Source organism: Mycolicibacterium chitae (genome assembly GCF_900637205.1).
GTDB lineage: Bacteria > Actinomycetota > Actinomycetes > Mycobacteriales > Mycobacteriaceae > Mycobacterium > Mycobacterium chitae.
This window is the reverse complement of sequence record NZ_LR134355.1, coordinates 2423406-2442503: the sequence shown is the minus strand read 5'-3', so window position 1 is coordinate 2442503 and position 19098 is coordinate 2423406. Positions and strand designations below refer to the sequence as shown.

The 19098-nt window shown below is 70.6% G+C and carries 11 protein-coding genes and 1 pseudogene; 10 read left to right on the top strand and 2 right to left on the bottom strand.

The genetic code is table 11. The features are described from left to right. The first annotated feature begins 17 nt into the window (after positions 1-17). The 10 genes and pseudogenes from EL338_RS11425 to EL338_RS11380 all read left to right on the top strand — a co-directional run bounded on the left by EL338_RS11425 (position 18) and on the right by EL338_RS11380 (position 15773). Positions 18-1678, top strand: a pseudogene (locus EL338_RS11425) (tetratricopeptide repeat protein). 105 nt (positions 1679-1783) lie between these two features. Next, complete coding sequence (locus tag EL338_RS11420) at positions 1784-4381, top strand: ABC transporter ATP-binding protein/permease (protein WP_126333855.1); 2598 nt, start codon at positions 1784-1786, stop codon at positions 4379-4381. After that, complete coding sequence (locus EL338_RS11415; RefSeq protein WP_126333854.1) at positions 4378-6123, top strand: ABC transporter ATP-binding protein; 1746 nt, start codon at positions 4378-4380, stop codon at positions 6121-6123. The genes EL338_RS11420 and EL338_RS11415 overlap by 4 nt, the downstream gene beginning before the upstream one ends. An 11-nt stretch (positions 6124-6134) precedes the next feature. Next, positions 6135-6614, top strand: coding sequence for a nucleoside deaminase (locus EL338_RS11410; protein WP_126333853.1), 480 nt, complete (start codon positions 6135-6137; stop codon positions 6612-6614). After that, positions 6611-7939, top strand: a complete 1329-nt coding sequence (locus EL338_RS11405) for an alpha-amylase family glycosyl hydrolase (RefSeq protein ID WP_126333852.1) — start codon at positions 6611-6613, stop codon at positions 7937-7939. The genes EL338_RS11410 and EL338_RS11405 overlap by 4 nt, the downstream gene beginning before the upstream one ends. A 64-nt stretch (positions 7940-8003) precedes the next feature. After that, positions 8004-10190, top strand: a complete 2187-nt coding sequence (locus tag EL338_RS11400) for an adenylate/guanylate cyclase domain-containing protein (protein ID WP_163792127.1) — start codon at positions 8004-8006, stop codon at positions 10188-10190. Further along, a complete protein-coding gene (locus EL338_RS11395; protein ID WP_126333851.1) occupies positions 10190-11593 on the top strand; it encodes a mechanosensitive ion channel domain-containing protein in 1404 nt (467 codons plus the stop codon). The genes EL338_RS11400 and EL338_RS11395 overlap by 1 nt, the downstream gene beginning before the upstream one ends. Positions 11594-11657: 64 nt before the next feature. Further along, the gene (lon, locus tag EL338_RS11390) at positions 11658-14042 is read left to right on the top strand and encodes an endopeptidase La (RefSeq protein WP_126333850.1); all 2385 of its coding nucleotides are present in this window, start codon (positions 11658-11660) and stop codon (positions 14040-14042) included. 107 nt (positions 14043-14149) lie between these two features. After that, a complete protein-coding gene (locus EL338_RS11385; protein WP_126333849.1) occupies positions 14150-14539 on the top strand; it encodes a nitroreductase family deazaflavin-dependent oxidoreductase in 390 nt (129 codons plus the stop codon). Between the two features lie 25 nt (positions 14540-14564). Further along, positions 14565-15773 (top strand): NAD(P)/FAD-dependent oxidoreductase, encoded by a 1209-nt coding sequence (locus EL338_RS11380; protein ID WP_126333848.1) that lies wholly within the window; start codon positions 14565-14567, stop codon positions 15771-15773. Here EL338_RS11380 and EL338_RS11375 read toward each other — a convergent pair. Together EL338_RS11375 and EL338_RS11370 are read right to left on the bottom strand one after the other, a co-directional pair. Further along, positions 15733-17490: a Rossmann-fold NAD(P)-binding domain-containing protein gene (locus EL338_RS11375; RefSeq protein WP_163792125.1), complete on the bottom strand. Its 1758-nt coding sequence runs from the start codon at positions 17488-17490 to the stop codon at positions 15733-15735. The genes EL338_RS11380 and EL338_RS11375 overlap by 41 nt on opposite strands. A 108-nt stretch (positions 17491-17598) precedes the next feature. Continuing rightward, the gene (locus EL338_RS11370) at positions 17599-19086 is read right to left on the bottom strand and encodes an acetyl-CoA acetyltransferase (RefSeq protein ID WP_126333846.1); all 1488 of its coding nucleotides are present in this window, start codon (positions 19084-19086) and stop codon (positions 17599-17601) included. Positions 19087-19098 lie beyond the last annotated feature (12 nt).

Below are 19098 nucleotides of genomic sequence, written 5' to 3'. Positions count from 1 at the left end.
GCGTAGCGTGAGCAGGCGTGAGGAGCACCGGCCCGCAGCCCTACTACGACCTCGGTGCGCACCACCGTGCGGTCGACACCGCATCCGAGCAGGCCCAGCTGTGGTTCGACCGCGGGCTGGTTTGGGCGTATGCGTTCAACCACCAGGAGGCCATCGACTGCTTCGAGCGGGCGCTCACGGCCGACCCCGAGTTGGCGGCGGCGCGCTGGGGCATCGCGTATGCGGTCGGGCCGAACTACAACAAGGCCTGGGACGCCTTCGATCCCGCGGACCGCACCGCCTCGCTGGCGCGCGCCCGCCGGGAGCTGGACCTGGCCGCCCGGGGCCGCGCGAGCCCGGTCGAGCACGCGCTGATCACCGCGCTGGCCCGTCGCTTCCCGACCGACGATGCCGACGACCTCGACCCGCTGGCCGCCGGAGGCCGCGCCTACGCCGAGGCGATGGCGGAGCTGGCCGCCGCCCATCCCGACGACATCGACATCCAGGCCCTGGCCGCCGACGCACTGGTCAACGTCACGGCCTGGGCGCTGTGGGACACCGCCACCGGCGAACCCGCACCGGGATCGCTTGTGCGACAAGCGCAGCGGCTGCTCGAAGACGCGCTGAGCACCGAGGCCGGGCGCGTCCATCCCGGGGCGCTGCACCTCTACATCCACACGATGGAGATGTCGGCGCGGCCCGAGGCCGCGCTACCGGCCGCCGATCTGCTCCGCGACCTGGTACCCGACGCCGGCCACCTGCGACACATGCCCAGCCACCTGGACGTGCTGTGCGGCGACTATCACAGCGCCGTGGAAGCCAACCTGGCCGCCGAGGCGGCGGACCGCAAGTTCGTCGAACGCTCCGGACCGCTGAACTTCTATTCGCTCTACCGCGCCCACAACCTGCACTTCGTGGTGTATTCCGCGATGTTCAGCGGGCAATCGCGCATCGCGCTGCAGGCCGCCGACGACCTGGCTGCGCAGCTGACGCCGGAATTGCTGTCGATCGAGTCCCCGCCGATGGCCGACTGGCTGGAGGCGTTCGTTCCCCTGCGGGTGCACGTGCTGGTGCGCTTCGGCCGCTGGGACGACCTGATCGCTGCGCCGCTGCCCGCCGATCCCGCGCTGTACTGCACGACGACGGCCACCTGGCACTACGGCAAGGGCGTCGCCTACGCGGCGAAGGGCCGGCTGGCCGAGGCCGAACAGCAGCGGGAGCGGTTCGCCGCGGCCTGCCGGAGGGTCCCGGAGTCCCGCTACCTGTTCAACAACACCAGCCGCGACATCTGGCGGTGGCCGCCGCCATGCTCGACGGTGAGATCGACTATCGGGCGGGCAGATTCGACGCGGCGTTCGCGCACCTGCGCCGCGCCATCGCGCTGGACGACGGGCTGCCCTACGACGAGCCGTGGGGCTGGATGCAGCCGACCCGGCACGCCTACGGCGCGCTGCTGCTCGAGCAGGAGCACGTCACCGAGGCCGCCCGGGTCTACGAGGCCGACCTGGGCCTGGACCCGACGTTGAACCGCTGCTGCCAGCATCCGAACAACCTGTGGAGCCTGCACGGCTACCACGAGTGCCTGCAGCGCCTCGGCCGCGCCGGCGAGGCGGCCATCATCGAACGTCAGCTCGCGCTCGCCGCGGCCCGCGCAGACGTCCCGGTCCGGGCGTCCTGCGCCTGCAGGCTGTCGGCCTGAGCCGAGGAACCTACACCGCCGCGCCGCCATCGGTGAGGCTACCCTTAGTCGGCAGCCGCCCGGCGGCATCGCGGTCGATCCCCAGACCGCGGGAGAGGGGTGAACATGGCGCGCGGTTTCCAGGGCGTGATGATGAAGGGCTTCGGAGCCCGCGACCACCAGGCCACCGTCGTCGAAACGTTCCTGCTGGCCCCACGTTTCCTGCGGGTCCGGATGGTCTCGCCGACGTTGTTCGAGGACGCGGTGGTGGAGCCGACGTCGTGGCTGCGCTTCTGGTTCCCCGACCCCGAGGGCTCCGACACCGAGTTCCAGCGCGGCTACACGCTCTCAGAGGCCGACCCGGAGACCGGGCGCTTCGCCATCGACGTCGTCCTGCACGAACCCGCCGGCCCCGCCACCACCTGGGCCCGCGCCGCGACCGCCGGCGACACCGTCCCGGTGATCGTGCTGGGCTCGCGGGGTTTCACCGTTCCCGAGGCCCCCGAGGACCAGCCCGCCGGCTACCTGCTGATCGGCGACCCGGCGTCGATACCGGCCATCAACGGCATCATCGAGGCGGTTCCGGCCGAATTGCCCATCGAGGCCTACCTCGAATACCACGACGACGACGACCGGCAGATCCCGCTGGCCGAGCACCCGCGGCTGCGGGTGCAGTGGGTGCAGCGCCGCGACACCAACTCGCTGGCGGCGGCCATCGAGACCCGCGACTGGTCCAACTGGTACGCGTGGGTGACCCCCGAGGCCGGCTCGCTCAAGGTGCTGCGGACCCGACTGCGCGACGAGTTCGGGTTCCCGAAGTCCGAGATGCACCCGCAGGCCTACTGGACCGAGGGTCGCGCGATGGGCTCCAAGCGCGGCGACGAGAAGACCGCACCCGCGCCGGCCCGGCCCGCCGCCGAGACCGCTCCGGCCCCGGAACCCAAGCCGGCCGCCGCGCCCGCCGCGGCGGCCCGACAGGGCAGCTGGCGCGCGCAGGGTGCGGGCCGGCTGCTGGCACCGCTCAAGACGCCGCTGATCGTCTCGGGCGTGCTGCAGGCGATCATCACGCTGATCCAACTCGCGCCGTTCGTGCTGCTGGTCGAACTGGCCCGGTTGCTGCTCATCGGGGCCGAATCCGAGCGGCTGTGGAGCCTGGGCCTGGCCGCCGTGGGTCTGCTGGGCACCGGCACCGTGCTGACCGCGGCGCTGACCCTGTGGCTGCATCGGGTCGATGCGAACTTCGCCCGCGACCTGCGGGCCCGGCTGCTGACGAAGCTGTCCAAGCTCCCGCTGGGGTGGTTCACCGCGCGCGGATCCGGTTCGGTCAAGCAACTGGTGCAGGACGACACGCTGTCGCTGCACTACCTGATCACCCACGCGATCCCCGATGCGGTGGCCGCGGTCATCGCGCCGCTGGCGGTGCTGATCTACCTGTTCGTGGTGGACTGGCGGCTGGCGCTGGTGCTGCTGGTGCCGGTGCTGTTCGCCCTGGTGCTGATGTCGGTGATGTCCATCCAGTCCGGACCCAAGATCGGGCAGTCGCAGAAGTGGACGGAGCGGATGACCGGCGAGGCCGGCGCCTACCTGGAGGGCCAACCGGTGGTGCGGGTCTTCGGCGGCGCGGCGGCGTCGACCTTCCGACGCCGCCTCGAGGAGTACATCGCGTTCCTGGTGGACTGGCAGCGACCCTTCGTCGGCAAGAAGACCCTGATGGATCTGGTCACCCGCCCGTCGACGTTCCTCTGGCTGATCATGGCCGTCGGGACCCCACTGGTGGTGGCGGGCTGGATGGACCCGGTGAACCTGCTGCCGTTCCTGTTCCTGGGCACCACCTTCGGCGCCCGTCTGCTCGGTATCGGCTACGGGTTGGGCGGCATCCAGGGCGGCATGCTCGCCGCCCGGCGCCTGCAGGGAGCGCTCGACGAGAACGAACTCACGCTGCGGGCCGAATCGGGCGCTTCCGCGACGACACCGCTGCCCGACGGCACGGTCACCTTCGACCGGGTGACCTTCGGCTACCGCCCCGGTGTCGCGGTGATCGACGACGTCAGCCTCGAACTGCGCCCCGGCACGGTCACCGCCCTGGTCGGGCCGTCGGGGTCCGGGAAGTCCACGCTGGCCGCGCTGCTGGCCCGCTTCCACGACGTCGGCGCGGGCGCAATCCGCATCGGCGGCAAGGATATTCGCTCGCTGGAGGCCGACGACCTGTACCAGCGTGTCGGTTTCGTCCTGCAAGAGACCCAACTGGTGGCCGGCACCGTGGCCGAGAACATCGCGCTGGCCCGGCCCGACGCCGGCGCGGCGGAGATCGAGACCGCGGCCCGCGAGGCGCAGATCCACGACCGCATCATGGCGCTGCCGCAGGGCTACGACACGGTGCTGCAGGCCGGTGGGCTGTCCGGCGGCGAGCGGCAACGCCTGACGATCGCCCGCGCGATCCTGGCCGACACCCCGGTGCTGATCCTCGACGAGGCCACCGCGTTCGCCGACCCCGAGTCGGAATTCCTTGTCCAGCAGGCGCTCAACCGGCTGACCCGGGACCGCACGGTGCTGGTGATCGCGCACCGCCTGCACACCATCACCCACGCCGACCAGATCGTGGTGCTCGATCACGGCCGCATCGCCGAGATCGGCACCCACGACCAGTTGTTCGCCGCCGGGGGTCGGTACCGCGCGCTGTGGGATTCCGGTCGCGGCGCCGCGGTCGAGGAGGCCCGCCGATGATCCGCACGCTGCTCGCTCTCGTTCCCGCGGATCAGCGCGGCAAGATCAACGGCTACGCCGTCCTGACGGTGGCCTCGGTGCTGCTGCGCGCGGCGGCCACGGTGCTGTTGGTGCCGCTGGTCGCGGCCCTGTTCGGCGACGACCCGGCGCGGGCCTGGCCCTGGCTGGGCTGGCTGACCGTCGTCACCGTGGCGTGCTGGATCATCGACACCAGCACCGCCCGACGGGGTTTCGACCTGGGCTTCGCACTGCTCGACCACACCCAGCACGACGTCGCGGACCGGCTGCCGAACGTGCGGCTGAATTGGCTCGACGCCGACAACACCGCCACGGCCCGGCAGGCCATCGCCTCCACCGGGCCGGAACTGGTCGGCCTGGTGGTCAACCTGCTCACCCCGCTGGTCAGCGCCATCCTCCTGCCGGCCGCCATTGCGGTTGCGCTGCTGGCGATCTCGCTGCCGCTGGGGCTGGCGGCGCTGGTCGGGGTGGCCGTGCTGCTGGGCGCGATGTGGGCGGCCGGCCGGTTGTCGCGGCGGGCCGACGCCGTCGCCGACGAGACCAATTCCGCACTCACCGAGCGCATCATCGAATTCGCCCGCACCCAGCAGGCGTTGCGGGCGGCCCGCCGGGTCGCCCCGGCCCGCAGCCAGGTCGGCGCGGCGCTGGAGGCCCAGCACGGCGCCACGCTGCGGCTGCTGACCATGCAGATTCCCGGTCAGCTGCTGTTCAGCCTGGCCAGCCAGTTGGCGCTGATCCTGTTGGCCGGCATGACCACGCTGCTGACCGTGCGCGGGGAACTCGGTGTGCCGGAGGCGATCGCGCTGATCGTGGTGATCTCGCGTTACCTGGAGCCGTTCAGCGCGCTCAGCGAGTTGGCGCCGGCCATCGAGACCACGCGGGCGACCCTGGGTCGGATCCAGGCCGTGCTGGACGCGCCCACGCTGACGGCCGGCACCGCCGGATTGGCCGCGCCGCAGGCCCCCCGCATCGAGTTCGAGGACGTCACGTTCGGTTACGGGGATGAGCCGCTGCTGTCGAACGTGAGCTTCACGCTGGATCCCGCGGGCACCACGGCCATCGTCGGTCCGTCCGGTTCGGGGAAGAGCACCATCCTGGGGTTGATCGCCGGGCTGCACGAACCGCAGCGCGGCCGGGTGCTGTTCGACGGAGTGGATCTGGCGACGCTGACCCCCGAACAGCGCCGCGCCGCGGTCAGCGTGGTGTTCCAGCACCCGTATCTGTTCGACGGGTCGGTGCGCGACAACATCCTGGTCGGCGACCCGCAGGCCGGCGACGGTGCGGTAACCGAGGCCATGCGCCTGGCCCGGGTCGACGAGCTGACCGGCCGGTTGCCCGACGGCGATCGGACCGTGGTCGGCGAGGCCGGCACCGCACTGTCCGGCGGCGAGCGGCAACGGGTCAGCATCGCGCGCGCCCTGGTCAAACCCGCGCCGGTGCTGCTGGTCGACGAGGCCACCAGCGCCCTGGACACCGAGAACGAGGCCGCCGTGGTGGACGCGCTGACCGCCGATCAGCGGCCGCGCACCCGGGTGATCGTCGCGCACCGGCTGGCCAGCATCCGCAACGCCGACCGGGTGCTGTTCGTCGAATCCGGCCGCATCGTCGAGGACGGCAGCATCGAGCAGCTGCTGGTCGCCGACGGCCGCTTCGCCGAGTTCTGGACGCAGCAGCGCGCCGCGGCCGAATGGCAGATCGCCGGGGCCGCCGCCGACGGTGCGTAGACTCGGCGAGCGTGGCCGTGACCGAGGTGGATGTCGAATACCTGGCGCGCTGTGTCGAACTGGCGCGCGAAGCTCTCGAAGCCGGTGATGAACCGTTCGGCTCGATCCTGGTCGACGCCGACGGCAAGATCCTCTTCGAGGACCGCAACCGGGTCGCCGGCGGCGACGCGACCCGGCACCCCGAGTTCGCCATCGCGCAGTGGGCCGCGGCCAACGTCCCGCCCGTGCGCCGCATCCGGGCCACGGTCTACACCACCGGCGAGCACTGCCCGATGTGCTCGGCCGCCCACGCCTGGGTGGGTCTGGGCCGCATCGTCTACGCCACTTCGTCGGCGCAGCTGTCCACCTGGCGCGAGGAATGGGGCTGCCCGCCGGGTCCCGTTGCGCCACTGCCCATCACCACGGTGGCCCCGCGGGTCGTGGCCGAGGGCCCGGTCGCCGAGTTCGAGGACGAGATGAAGGCCTTGTACGAGGCCAGGTTTCGACCGTGACCACCCCTGGGTGGATCGCCCACGCAATCTGGTGGCAGGTCTATCCACTCGGCTTCGTCGGCGCCTTCCCGACCGACCCCGCCCCGACGCCCGAGGAACATCGGTTGCGGCGCGTCACCGAATGGTTCGACCACGCGGTGGCCCTCGGCGCCTCGGGAGTCGCGCTGGGCCCGGTGTTCGCCTCCCGCACGCACGGCTACGACACCACCGACCACTACCGCGTCGACCCGCGTCTCGGCGACGACGACGACTTCGACGAACTGATCGCCGCCGCCCACGACCGGGGCCTGCGGGTCCTGCTCGACGGTGTGTTCAACCACGTGGGCGTCGACTTCGCGCGCCATCGCGCGGCGCTCGACGGTGATCCCGCGGCGCTGAACTGGTTTCGGCGCGCACCGCGCGATCCGGGTGGCTTCGCCACCTTCGAGGGCCACGGCGACCTCATCGCGCTCGACCACGACAACGCCGAGGTGATCGACTACGTCGCCGACGTCTTGGCGCACTGGTTGGGCCGCGGCGCCGACGGTTGGCGCCTCGACGCGGCCTACGCGGTCCCGCCGCGGTTCTGGGCCCGGGTGCTGCCGCGGGTGCGCGCCGAGCATCCCGACGCCTGGTTCGTCGCCGAGGTGATCCACGGCGACTACCCGGGCATGGTCGGTGACGCCGGCTTCGACTCCGTGACCCAGTACGAGCTGTGGAAGGCGATCTGGAGTGCGCTCAACGACGGCAACTTCCACGAACTGGACTGGGCACTGCAGCGGCACAACGAATTTCTGGACACCTTCGCGCCGCTGACCTTCATCGGCAACCACGATGTCACCCGGATCGCCACCCAACTGGCCGATCCGCGCCACGTCGCACACGCCCTGGTGGTGCTGATGACGACCGGCGGAGTGCCCAGCATCTACGCCGGCGACGAGTTCGCCTTCCGCGGTCTGAAGGAGGAGCGCTTCGGTGGGGACGATGCGATCCGCCCCGAGTTCGGTTCTCCCCCATTGCCGGTCGACGACGCGGGCGCCGAGATGTTCGCGCTGCACCAGTTCCTCATCGGCTTGCGCCGCCGAAACCCGTGGCTGCACACCGCGCGTACCAGCGCGCTGCGGCTGGATAACCGGAGCTATCTGTACCAGAGCAGCGCCGCGGGTGCGACCGGGGAGACACTGCTGGTGGCGCTCAACCTGACCGAGGAACCGATGCCAATCCGACTGCCCGAACTCGGATTTGACCGCGCCGAACTGATCGCCGGCACGGGTGCCCCGCCCCGTGCCAGCACCACCGATGCGACGGTACCCGCGCACGCCTGGCTGATCCTGCAGCCGCACTGAGGACCCTCTGGGATGTTCGCGGTCGGCCACCCGCTCGGGGACTACCGGTTACCCTGCTCAAGTAATGACGGACACCGAAACTGAGCTACCGGTAGGCCACGACGCCGAGCATCGACGGACGACTCCCCGGCGGCGCTGGCGGCCCTCGGGATTCAGCGTCCAGTCCAAGCTGTTGCTGATGCTGCTGCTGACCAGCGTGGTCTCCGCCGCTGTCGTCGGCTTCATCGGGTATCAGTCGGGGCAGAGTTCGCTGCGGGCATCGGTGTTCGACCGGTTGACCGAGTTGCGTGAAACATCGACCCGTCAAACTGAGCGTCAGGCCAAGGAGTTGCAAGACACCATGGCCGTCTACAGTCGCGGGGCCACCGCCGTCACCGCGATGCGGGAGTTCAAACGAGGCTTCGCGGAACTCGCTGACGAGTCCGTGTCGCCGGAACAAGCCGAGCAGGTCAGCGAGTACTACTCTGAAGAGTTCAAGCCACTTGTCGAAAAGCGATCCGACACCGAACTCGATGTCGCCGGCTTACTACCGCAATCCAACGCGCAGACATACCTGCAATCCATCTATACGGCGCCCTACGACAGCGAGACCTACTCGATCGAGGTCGACGACGCCGGCGACGGTAGCGCTTGGTCGGCCGCCAGTAGGCGTCACCACGACTTCTTCCGCGATATGGTCACTCGCTTCGGCTACGACGACGTCATGCTCATCGATCTGGACGGCACCGTGGTGTACACCGCCTACCGGGGCGTCGATCTCGGCACCAACATCCTCACCGGCCCCTACCGCGAAAGCAGTCTGACCACTGCCTTCGAGCTGGTGACGAGTTCCCACGACGACGACACGGTGATAGCCACCGACTTCGCCCACTACCTGCCCAGCCACAACGAACCGGTGGCGTGGCTGATGTCGCCGATCGGTGAACCCGGCCGGATCGAAGGCGTGTTCGCGCTGCAGTACCCCATCGCCACACTCAACAGCATCGTGACCGCCGATGGAGACTGGGAAGAGGTCGGCACCGGGGCAACCGGTGAGGTTTTCCTGGCGGGACCCGACGGCAAGATGCGTACCGACTCCCGGCTTTTCCTCGAAGACCCCGAACGATACCGGGAAGCGGCGCTGGCCAGCGGAACACCGCTCGACGTGGTCGAACAGGCCCTCCAATTGGGCGGGACAACCCTGGTCCAGCCGGTGGGCGGGGAGGGCTTCGAGCGGGCCCAACGGGGTGAGACCGGGACCCTCGTCCAGCGCGATTATCTCGGGAACGAGGTCCTGATGGCCTACGGTCCGGTCAGCATGCCGGGGGTGCACTGGTCGATCGCGGCCAAGATCGACACCGCCGAAGCCTTCGCGCCGGTCCGGGCATTCACCCGCAACCTGGTGCTGTCCACAGTCGGCATCATCTTTCTGGTCTGCCTGGCTTCGATGTTCTTGGCCCGGATGTTCGTCCGCCCACTACGCGCTTTGGAGACCGGAACGCAGCGCATCAGCGCCGGCCACTTCGACACCACGCTGCCGGTCACTTCCCGCGATGAGTTCGGCGACCTCACCAGCGCGTTCAACGAGATGACGCGCAATCTGCGGTTGAAAGAGGAACTGATCGCCCAGCAGCGCAAGGAGAACGACGAGCTGTTGTTGTCTCTGATGCCCGCGACGGTTGTCGAGCGGTATCGCGAGGGCGACGAAGTGGTGGCGCAGGACCATCACAACGTCACGGTGCTCTTCGCAGACATCGTCGGCCTCGACGCGCTGTCGACCCAGTTGGATTCCAACGAACTGCTGTCGGTGGTCAATCGCCTGTTCCAGCAGTTCGATGCGGCCGCCGAACATCTCGGTGTGGAGCGGGTACGCACCATGCGCAGCGGTTACCTGGCCAGCTGCGGGCTCAACGTGCCCCGATTGGACAACACAGGCCGCACCGTTGATTTCGCCATCGAAATGGATCAGATCATCCGGCGATTCAACGCCGAAACGGGATATGACCTGGCACTGCGGGCCGGCATCGACACCGGACCGGTCAGCTCCGGGCTGGTTGGCCGGACCAACATCATCTACGACATGTGGGGCTCCGCGGTGAATCTGGCTTTCGAAGCGCAGCGCGGTTTGTCCCAACCCGGCATCTACGTCACCTCCGCGGTCCGTGACGCGACGCGGGAGTCCCGGCACTTCGTCGAGACCGGCGAAGTCACCGTTGGCCGCGGCTCGACGACCGTCACGGAGCCGATCTGGCGTTTGACGGAGAAGTCCTGATGACGTCGCTGTTCAGCTCGCCCTGGTTCTACTGGGCACTGGGAGTGGCCGTCGCGTTGCCCACCCTGCTGGTGGTGCTCACCGAGGTGGAGCATGTGCTGAGCAGACGCAGCAGTCCCCTGGTGCGTCCGCTCCACCTGATACGCGTCTACATCGTGCCGCTGGCCGCATTGCTGGTGCTGTTGGTGAAAGCCTCCGAGGTCTCGATCGAGGCGACCCCGGTGCGGGTGATCGCCACCGCACTCGGTTTCGTGGTGTTGGTCTTGCTGCTGTCCGGGACCAACGCCACCCTGTTCCAAAGCGCACCGGAAGGTAGCTGGCGTAAACGCATACCGTCGATTTTCCTGGATGTCGCACGAGTCCTGCTCATCGTCCTGGGCGTGGGGCTGATCTTCTCGTTCGTCTGGGGAGCCAACGTCGGCGGTCTGTTCGCCGCACTCGGTGTGACGTCGATCGTTATCGGCCTGGCGCTGCAGAACGCGGTGGGACAGATCGTGTCCGGTCTGCTCATGCTGTTCGAGCAGCCATTCGAACTCGGCGACTGGCTTGACACCCCCGCCGGCCGGGGCCAGGTCCGCGAGGTCAACTGGCGCTCGGTGCACATCGACACCGGCGATGGTCTGACCATCACACCGAACTCCGTGCTGGCGGGGGCCTCCTTCACCAATCTCAGCAGACCCACCGGCGTCCCTCATATCGCAGTGGAAACCACCTTCGCGGTGTGCGACCCGCCAGATCTCGTAATTGCCTTGCTGCGCACGGTCGCGGGCAGACTCCCGCAGCGCCACCTCGCCGTCGAGCCCACCGTGGTTCCGCTGGGCGCCGGCCGGTATCGCACCTCGATCCCGCTGCGCAGTCCCGCCGATGACCCCGCGGCCGGAGCCACCTTCCTGCGGTGGCTCTGGTATGCCGCGCGGCGTGCCGCCCTGCACCTCGACGGTGCAGCGGACGACCCCGGCACCGAGCAGCAACGATGGGATGCCATTGCAGAGGGAACACGGTCGCTACGGCTCACCCGGGCCGATCAACGCTGGCTGTTGGACCGGGCTCGATTGGTGCGCTATGGCGCCGACGAACTGATCGAAGCGGCCGGCAGCACACCCGACTCGATGAGGTTCGTCGTGGCCGGGCAGGTGATGCTGCAGACCGCCGTCGAGGGTGTACAACTCGGTGTGCGGGTACTGCAGGTCGGTGATCTGATCGGGCAGACCAGTCTGACCCGGGAACCCGTCGCCGCACGCGCGATAGCCGTCGGGGAGGTCACGATGCTCGAGGTGGACCGCGAGGACCTCGAAGAATTGGTCGCCGGACGGCCGGCCATGCTGCATCAGATCGGCCAGATCATCGACCGGCGGCGCCATGAACTCCGGCAGGCGGTGCGCGCGCAGACCGACGTCAACTGAGCCGGGCGGGAACAAACCCGACGCCACCAAGGTTGAGCGCAGGAGAATCAACTTTGGAGGTGTGATGTCCGAAACCACTGCTGCGCCGGTCGCGGTTCCCGTCCTGTTCGTGACCGAGCCGATCGTGCTGCCCGGCATGGTCGTGCCGATCGCACTGGACGACGCCGCGCAGGCCGCCATCGAGGCGGCCCAGGCCAGTGCGCCCGACGGCTCGGCCCAACTGCTGGTCGCGCCCCGCCTCGACGACCGCTACCCCACCCACGGCGTGCTGGCCTCGATCCTGCAGGTCGGGCGGATGCCCGGCAGCGCCGGGCAGGCCGCCGTCGTGCGCGGCGAACGCCGCGCGCACATCGGCGCCGGCACCACCGGGCCGGGCGCGGCGCTGTGGGTCGAGGTCACCGAGGCCCCCGAGGGCGCTGCGGGTGCCGACGGTGCCGACGGCGCCGCCACCGACACGGTCAAGACCCTGACCGCCGAGTACAAGCAGTTGCTGCTGGCCATGCTGCAACGCCGCGAGGCCTGGCAGATCATCGACTACGTCAACGGCATCTCCGATCCGTCGACACTGGCCGACACCGCGGGCTACGCGTCCTATCTCAGTAACGTGCAGAAGCGCCAACTGCTGGAGACCGTCGACGTCGCCGAGCGGTTGCGGCTGCTGATCGACTGGACCGGCGAGCACCTCGCCGAGGTCGAGGTCACCGACAAGATCGCCGAGGACGTCCGCACCGGGATGGACAAGCAGCACAAGGAGTTCCTGCTGCGCCAGCAGCTGGCCGCCATCCGCAAGGAACTGGGTGAAGGCAACGCCGAAGGATCCGATGACTACCGGTCCCGCGTCGAGGCCGCCGAACTGCCCGAGCACGTGCGCGAGGCCGCGCTGCGCGAGGTCGACAAGCTGGAACGCACCAGCGACCAGAGCCCGGAGGGCGGCTGGATCCGCACCTGGCTGGACACGGTGCTGGATCTGCCGTGGGCCGTGCACACCGAGGACTCGACCGACCTGCCCGGGGCCCGGGCCATCCTGGACGCCGACCATCACGGGCTGACCGACGTCAAGGAACGCATCGTGGAATACCTGGCGGTGCGCGCCCGGCGCGCGCAGCGCGGGATGGCCGTCGTCGGCGGACGCGGCTCCGGTGCGGTGCTGGTGCTGGCGGGTCCCCCGGGCGTCGGCAAGACGTCGCTGGGTGAGTCCGTGGCCCGCGCCCTGGGCCGCAAGTTCGTCCGGGTGGCCCTCGGCGGCGTGCGCGACGAGGCCGAGATCCGCGGGCACCGTCGCACCTACGTCGGGGCGCTGCCCGGCCGCATCGTGCGCGCGATCGGCGAGGCCGGCTCGATGAATCCCGTTGTGCTGCTGGACGAGATCGACAAGGTCGGCTCCGACTACCGGGGTGATCCGAGCGCGGCGCTGCTGGAGGTGCTCGACCCGGCGCAGAACCACACGTTCCGCGACCATTACCTGGATCTGGACCTGGACCTGTCCGATGTGGTGTTCCTGGCGACCGCCAACGTCGTCGAGAACATCCCCGGACCGCTGTTGGACCGGATGGAACTGGTGACCATCGACGGCTACACCGAGGACGACAAGGTCGCGATCGCCCGCGACTATCTGCTGCCCCGGCAGCAGGACCGGGCCGCACTGTCGGCCGACGAGGTGACGGTGACCGACGCGGCGCTGCGCAAGATCGCCGCGGACTACACCCGCGAGCCCGGGGTGCGGCAGTTCGAGCGGCTGCTGGCCAAGGCGCTGCGCAAGGCCGCGACCCGGCTGGTCGCCGGGGACGGCCCGGACACCGGGGCGATCGTCATCGACGAGCCGGAACTGGTCGACTACCTCGGGCGGCCCCGCTTCATCCCGGAATCGGGCGAGCGCACCGCGGTGCCCGGCGTGGCCACCGGCCTGGCGGTGACCGGACTCGGCGGCGACGTGCTCTACATCGAGGCCGGCGCCGGTGGGTCCGAGCCGGGCCTGCAGCTGACCGGGCAACTCGGTGAGGTGATGAAGGAGTCCGCGCAGATCGCGCTGTCCTATGTGCGTTCGCACGCCGCCGAACTCGGCGTGGATCCGGCCGCCCTGGACCGGCACATCCACGTGCACGTGCCGGCCGGCGCGGTGCCCAAGGACGGGCCGTCGGCGGGCGTCACGATGGTCACCGCGCTGGTGTCGATGGCCACCGGGCGCAAGGTGCGCGGCGACGTCGGGATGACCGGCGAGGTGACGCTGAACGGGCGGGTGCTGCCCATCGGCGGCGTCAAGCAGAAGCTGCTGGCCGCCCAGCGGGCCGGGCTGACGACGGTGTTCATCCCGCAGCGCAACGAGGCCGACCTCGACGACGTCGACGCCGAGGTGCTGGCCGCCGTGGCGGTCCACCCGATGACCGACGTCGCCGACATCGTCGCCGCGGCCCTCGAGCCGGCGCCGGCGGAGTCCATCGCCGCGGCGTGACGACCGGCCCGTCGCCGGGGGTGAACGTTGGCGTTCACCCCCGGCGGCGCCGTCGTTCGGGCCTAGACTCGTCGAAGCGGAGCATTCCCGACGAACGGACATCGCCCATGCTGGACCTGAACGATCTCAAGCGCCGCGTCGTGCATCCCATTCAGCGCTACCTGGTCAATCCCGTCGGACGTAACGCGCCGGTCACCCTCATCGAGACCACCGGCCGCAAGTCCGGGCAGCCCCGTCGCACCGCGGTGGGCGGACGGCTGATCGACGACCAGTTCTGGATGGTCTCCGAGCACGGCGAGCATTCCGATTACGTCCGCAACATCAAGGCGAATCCGGCCGTGCGGGTTCGCCACGGCGGCCGCTGGCGGTCCGGCACCGCCGCACTGCTGCCCGACGACGACCCGGCCGCCCGGCTGCGCCAACTGCCCGGGATGAACAGCGCCGTGGTCCGGGCGATGGGCAGCAACCTGCTGACCATCCGCATCGACCTCGACTGAAACCTCCCCGGGGGGGAGTACGAACATGTCCAGATCCACCCGATTTGTCATCGTAGGCGCCGGCCTGGCCGGCGCGAAGGCCGCGGAGGCATTGCGCGACAACGACTTCGACGGCCACATCGTCTTGATCGGCAGCGAGGAACGACTGCCGTACGAGCGACCACCGTTGTCCAAGGAGTTCCTGGCCGGCGCGAAGTCGGTGCCGGAGTTCACCGTCGCGCCCGCCGCCTGGTATCGCGACCACGACGTGGAACTCATGCTGGGCACCGAGGTGCGGTCCATCGACCCGCGCGGGCACACGGTCACGCTGCCCGACGGCGAACCACTCGGCTACGACAAGCTGTTGCTGGCCACGGGTTCCCGCGCGCGGCGCCCGGCGCTGACCGGGGCCGACGCCGACGGGGTGCACTACCTGCGCACCCTCGAGGACTCCGAGGCGCTCGACGCGGTGCTGCGCGACGGCGCGACGCTCGCGGTGATCGGCGCCAGCTGGATCGGCCTTGAGGTGACGGCCACGGCCCGGCAGCGCGGCGTGGCCGTCACAGTCGTCGACACCGCCCGGTTACCGCTGCTGGCCAGCCTGGGCCCGCAGGTCGGCGAGGTCTTCGCGGCGCTGCACCGCGACCACGAGGTGGACCTGCGGCTGGCATCGAGCGTCGCGGAGATCAGCACCGCCGACGGCCGGGCCACCGGCCTGCTGCTCGGGGACGGTTCCGAGGTGCGCGCCGACGCGGTGCTGGTGGCCGTCGGGGCCGCACCCAACATCGAACTCGCCGAGGCGGCCGGATTGACCCTGGCCGACGGCGGGGTGGCCGTCGATGCCTCGCTGCGCACCAGCGACCCCGACATCTCCGCGGTCGGCGACATCGCCGCGGCGCAGCACCCGCTGCTGGGCAACCGGATTCGCACCGAGCACTGGGCCAATGCGCTCAAGCAGCCCGCCGTGGCGGCACGCAACATGATGGGCAAGGACGACCCGCCGGCGGCCTACGACGAGCTGCCGTACTTCTTCACCGACCAGTACGACCTCGGGATGGAGTACGTGGGGCACGCCGACGCGGACGACCGCGTCGTGTTCCGCGGCGACGTCGCGGGCCGCGAGTTCACCGCGTTCTGGATCGACGAGCAGGATCGGGTGCGCGCCGGGATGAACGTCAACATCTGGTCGGGCCTCGACGACATCAAGGAGATGGTCAGGTCCCGAACGCCGGTCGATCCCGCCACATGGAGCTGACGCGCTGCAGCACGCCCGCGGGCTCCGGCGCGCGGTCGCGGCGCGGCTCGGCCGGCGCCTCGGGCACGGGATCGGGCAGCGGCCACCAGCGATCGTCGATGACCTGCGGCATGTTCAGCGCCAGCAGCCGTTCCCGTTCGGCGCGTCGGCGCGCGACCCGCAGCCGGGCGTCCACCGGGGGCGCCACCGCCTCGGCGAGCGTGAGGTAGCAGATGTCCTCCGCGTCGGCCAGCGTGCGGCGCGCCACCAGCCGAACACCCTTCTCCCGCAACGCCTCCCGCAACTCGTCGGTGTAGAACACGGCCGTGCCCCAGGCCAGCCCCCGGGACCGTCCGGCGGCCTCGGCCACCCGCAGCGGCCACGACGGGCGCTGCGGTGCGCCCGGGGTCGGCCCGGCGGTGCCGTCGGCCGGCTGCCGGGTCGAGGTGATCGCCGCGCTCTCCGGCGGCAGCAGGTGCTCGGCGCCGACGCACCCGAGGGCCACCGCCTCGATCGTCGCCCCGACCGCCGCCAGGGCCCAGCCCTGCTGGATCCGGTCCCGCAGCACCAGGATCCGGGTGTCGAGCACCGCATTGGGCGCCGAGGTCCACTGCGCCAGCCGCTGTTCGCGGCCCGCCGCGTAGTCCGCGCACCACCGCCCGTGGCGCCGGGCCACGGCCAGGGTGCGGGGCAGCATCGTCAGCCGGTGGCCCCGTCGGCCCACGGTGGCGGCCACCGCGTCGCTCACGGTGCGGCCGGTGAACACCCGGTGCCCGAACACCGCGGTGCCTCGGCGCTGCCACTCCTCGGCGAGCTTGCCGCGCAGGCCGAGCACCTCGCCGGTGGCGCGCTGCGCGGCGCGCAGACCACCGCACTGCACGTCCAGCGACATCGGGGTCAGCGGGCCCGGCAGCGCGTCGGTGACCCCGTGCGCATCGAACACGGCGTACCGCGGGTCGATGGCATCGTCGAACTCCCCCGCGCAACTCGCCGCGGCGTGCCCGTCGGCGCCGGGCCGGGTCCGCGGCAACGGTTCGGTGGGCACCGCGGCCAGCGCCCGCCCGGTGTCGGCCAGCGCCTCGGCCGCCGTCCACCCGCAGTCGAAGTCCCAATCCCGTTGCACCGCAGTCACATCCAGGACCGGCGCCGCCACCGGCCACACCGGCGCACGGCGCACGGCGACCGGGCCGAGCCAGCGTCGGGCCGAGGGCGCCGGGATCGGCTCGGGGGCGGCCAGATCGACGGTGCCCGTGCGGTGCGAGCCGACCGAGCGCACCAGGAACCGGCACAGATCGTCGGTGTGCAGCACCGGGATGGCCGCGTCGGCACCCGCGGCGCGCAGGGTCGCCACGGTGCGGTGCACCAGCGGGTCGGGTCGGCGGCCGACCAGCGCGGCGCAGCGGATCACCAGCGTCGGCCCCCAACTCGACGAGACCAGGTCCTCGGCGCGGCCGTAGCGCTCCGGGTCACCGGCGTGCGACACGAACAGCAACCGGGCGCCCGCCCGGGCCGCGGCGTCGGCGACCCGCAGCAACGCCGAGGTATCCGTCACCGGCGCCAGGTGGATCACGGCGTCGGCGTCGGCGACGGCGTCCTGCAGCGCCGGCGCGTCGATCCCCGCGCACACCAGGTCGACGGCCGGGTCGAGCTGTGGATGCGGGCGTTGCGTCACACCGGTCACCCGGTGGCCGGCGCCCAGCAGGTGCGTCGCCGCGGCACGTCCAATCACACTGGTCACACCAGTGATCACGATCTTCATCGTCCCCGACCCCCATCGGTACGTGACTGACAATAGGCCTCGGGAGAGGTTTGCGGAGCGGTTTCCGGCAACGCCCGGCGCCCCTGGCTACAGCAGGCTGGCCTTGCCGTCGGCGTGGACCTCCACCTTTGCCCCGGCCGGGTCCGCACCCTTGCCGTCGACCAGGCTGGCGGCCGCGTCCCGGTCGGCCACCAGGGCCAGCACGCGGGCGTCGTCGGGGGTGCGCACCGCGATGAAGGCGTTCTCCGGTGCGCCATCGCGACCGAACGGCACGGTCCAGGTCTCGAGGGTGCCGACGCCGGTCCAGTCGACCAGCGCGCGACGGGTCGGTTCCGCGTCGACGGCGTCCTGCACGTCCTCCCACCGGAAGCCACCGGCCGGCGGTTCGGTGCTGTACACGCCGAACGCATGCTTGGTCAGGTAGCCGCCGTTGGCGGTGATCAGGCCGCGGGTGCCGGGGGCGGCCACCAGCTTCTCGGCCATCGTGGCGATGGAGTGGGACACGTAGTTGTTCCACGGACCGCCGGCGAACGTCAGCCCGCCGGTGACCGTCAGCGGCCGGGCCGGGTCGTCGATGGCCACGCCGATCTCCGCGGCGGCCACCTGCACCGCCGACGGGAAGCACGAGTAGATGTCGATCAGGTCGATGTCGTCGATGCCCAGGCCCGCCAGTTCCAGGGCCCGCGCCGCGCCGATCCGGATCGCCGGCGACCGGTGGTAGTCCAGTCGTTCGGCGATCGAGTAGGTGTCGTGGCTGTCGGTGCCCGCCCACGGGAACACCCAGCGTTCGCGCGGGATCTGCAGGGCCGTCGCCTTCCCCACCGAGGTGAGGATCAGCACCGCGCCCTGGTCGACCATGTTGTTGGAGTTCAGCAGCTTGGTGTAGGGCCAGCTGATCATCCGGTTGTCCGGGCCCGGCTCGGCGATCTGCTCGGCGGTCCAGGCCTTGTTGCTCCAGGCGTGCGGATTCTGCTGGGCGACTTCGTTGAACCGCGCCCACAGCGCACCGATCTTGCGGCGGTGCTCGTCCTGGGTCTCGCCGGCCGCGACGCGCAGCGCCTCCTCGAACCACGGGTACACGTGCGACGGCAACGCCAGCCCGATGCGGTCCTGGGCCGGGCTGCTCATCTCGACGGCATCCTCGGCGCCCGGCGGCACGGGCACGGTGTCGTCCTGCTTGGACCAGTCCGGGCGCACCCCGGCGGCCTTCAGGCGTTTGCGGCTGCGCCAGGTCTCGGCGCCGGCGATCAGCACCACCTCGGCGGTGCCGGCGGTGATGTCGGCGCAGGCCTGGTTGACCAGCGACTGCGGGACGTTGCCGCCCACGCCGGTGTAGCGGGTGGCGGGGTCCTTGGCGCCGATCAGTTCGCCGAGCAGCAGGCCGGGGTCCCGGTAGCGCCAGGACAACAGGTTGACCACCCGGATGGCGTCGACGGCCGCCAGCACCCGCGCATCGGCGGCGCCGCGGGCGGCCTCGGCCATCAGCGCTACCGGCTCCTGCGGTGCGGCGACGCCGTCGGGCTGGTTGACCTGTCCGTATCCGACGAGGACCGGCGTTCGGGGATCGAGCGACATGCGAAAAGCCTT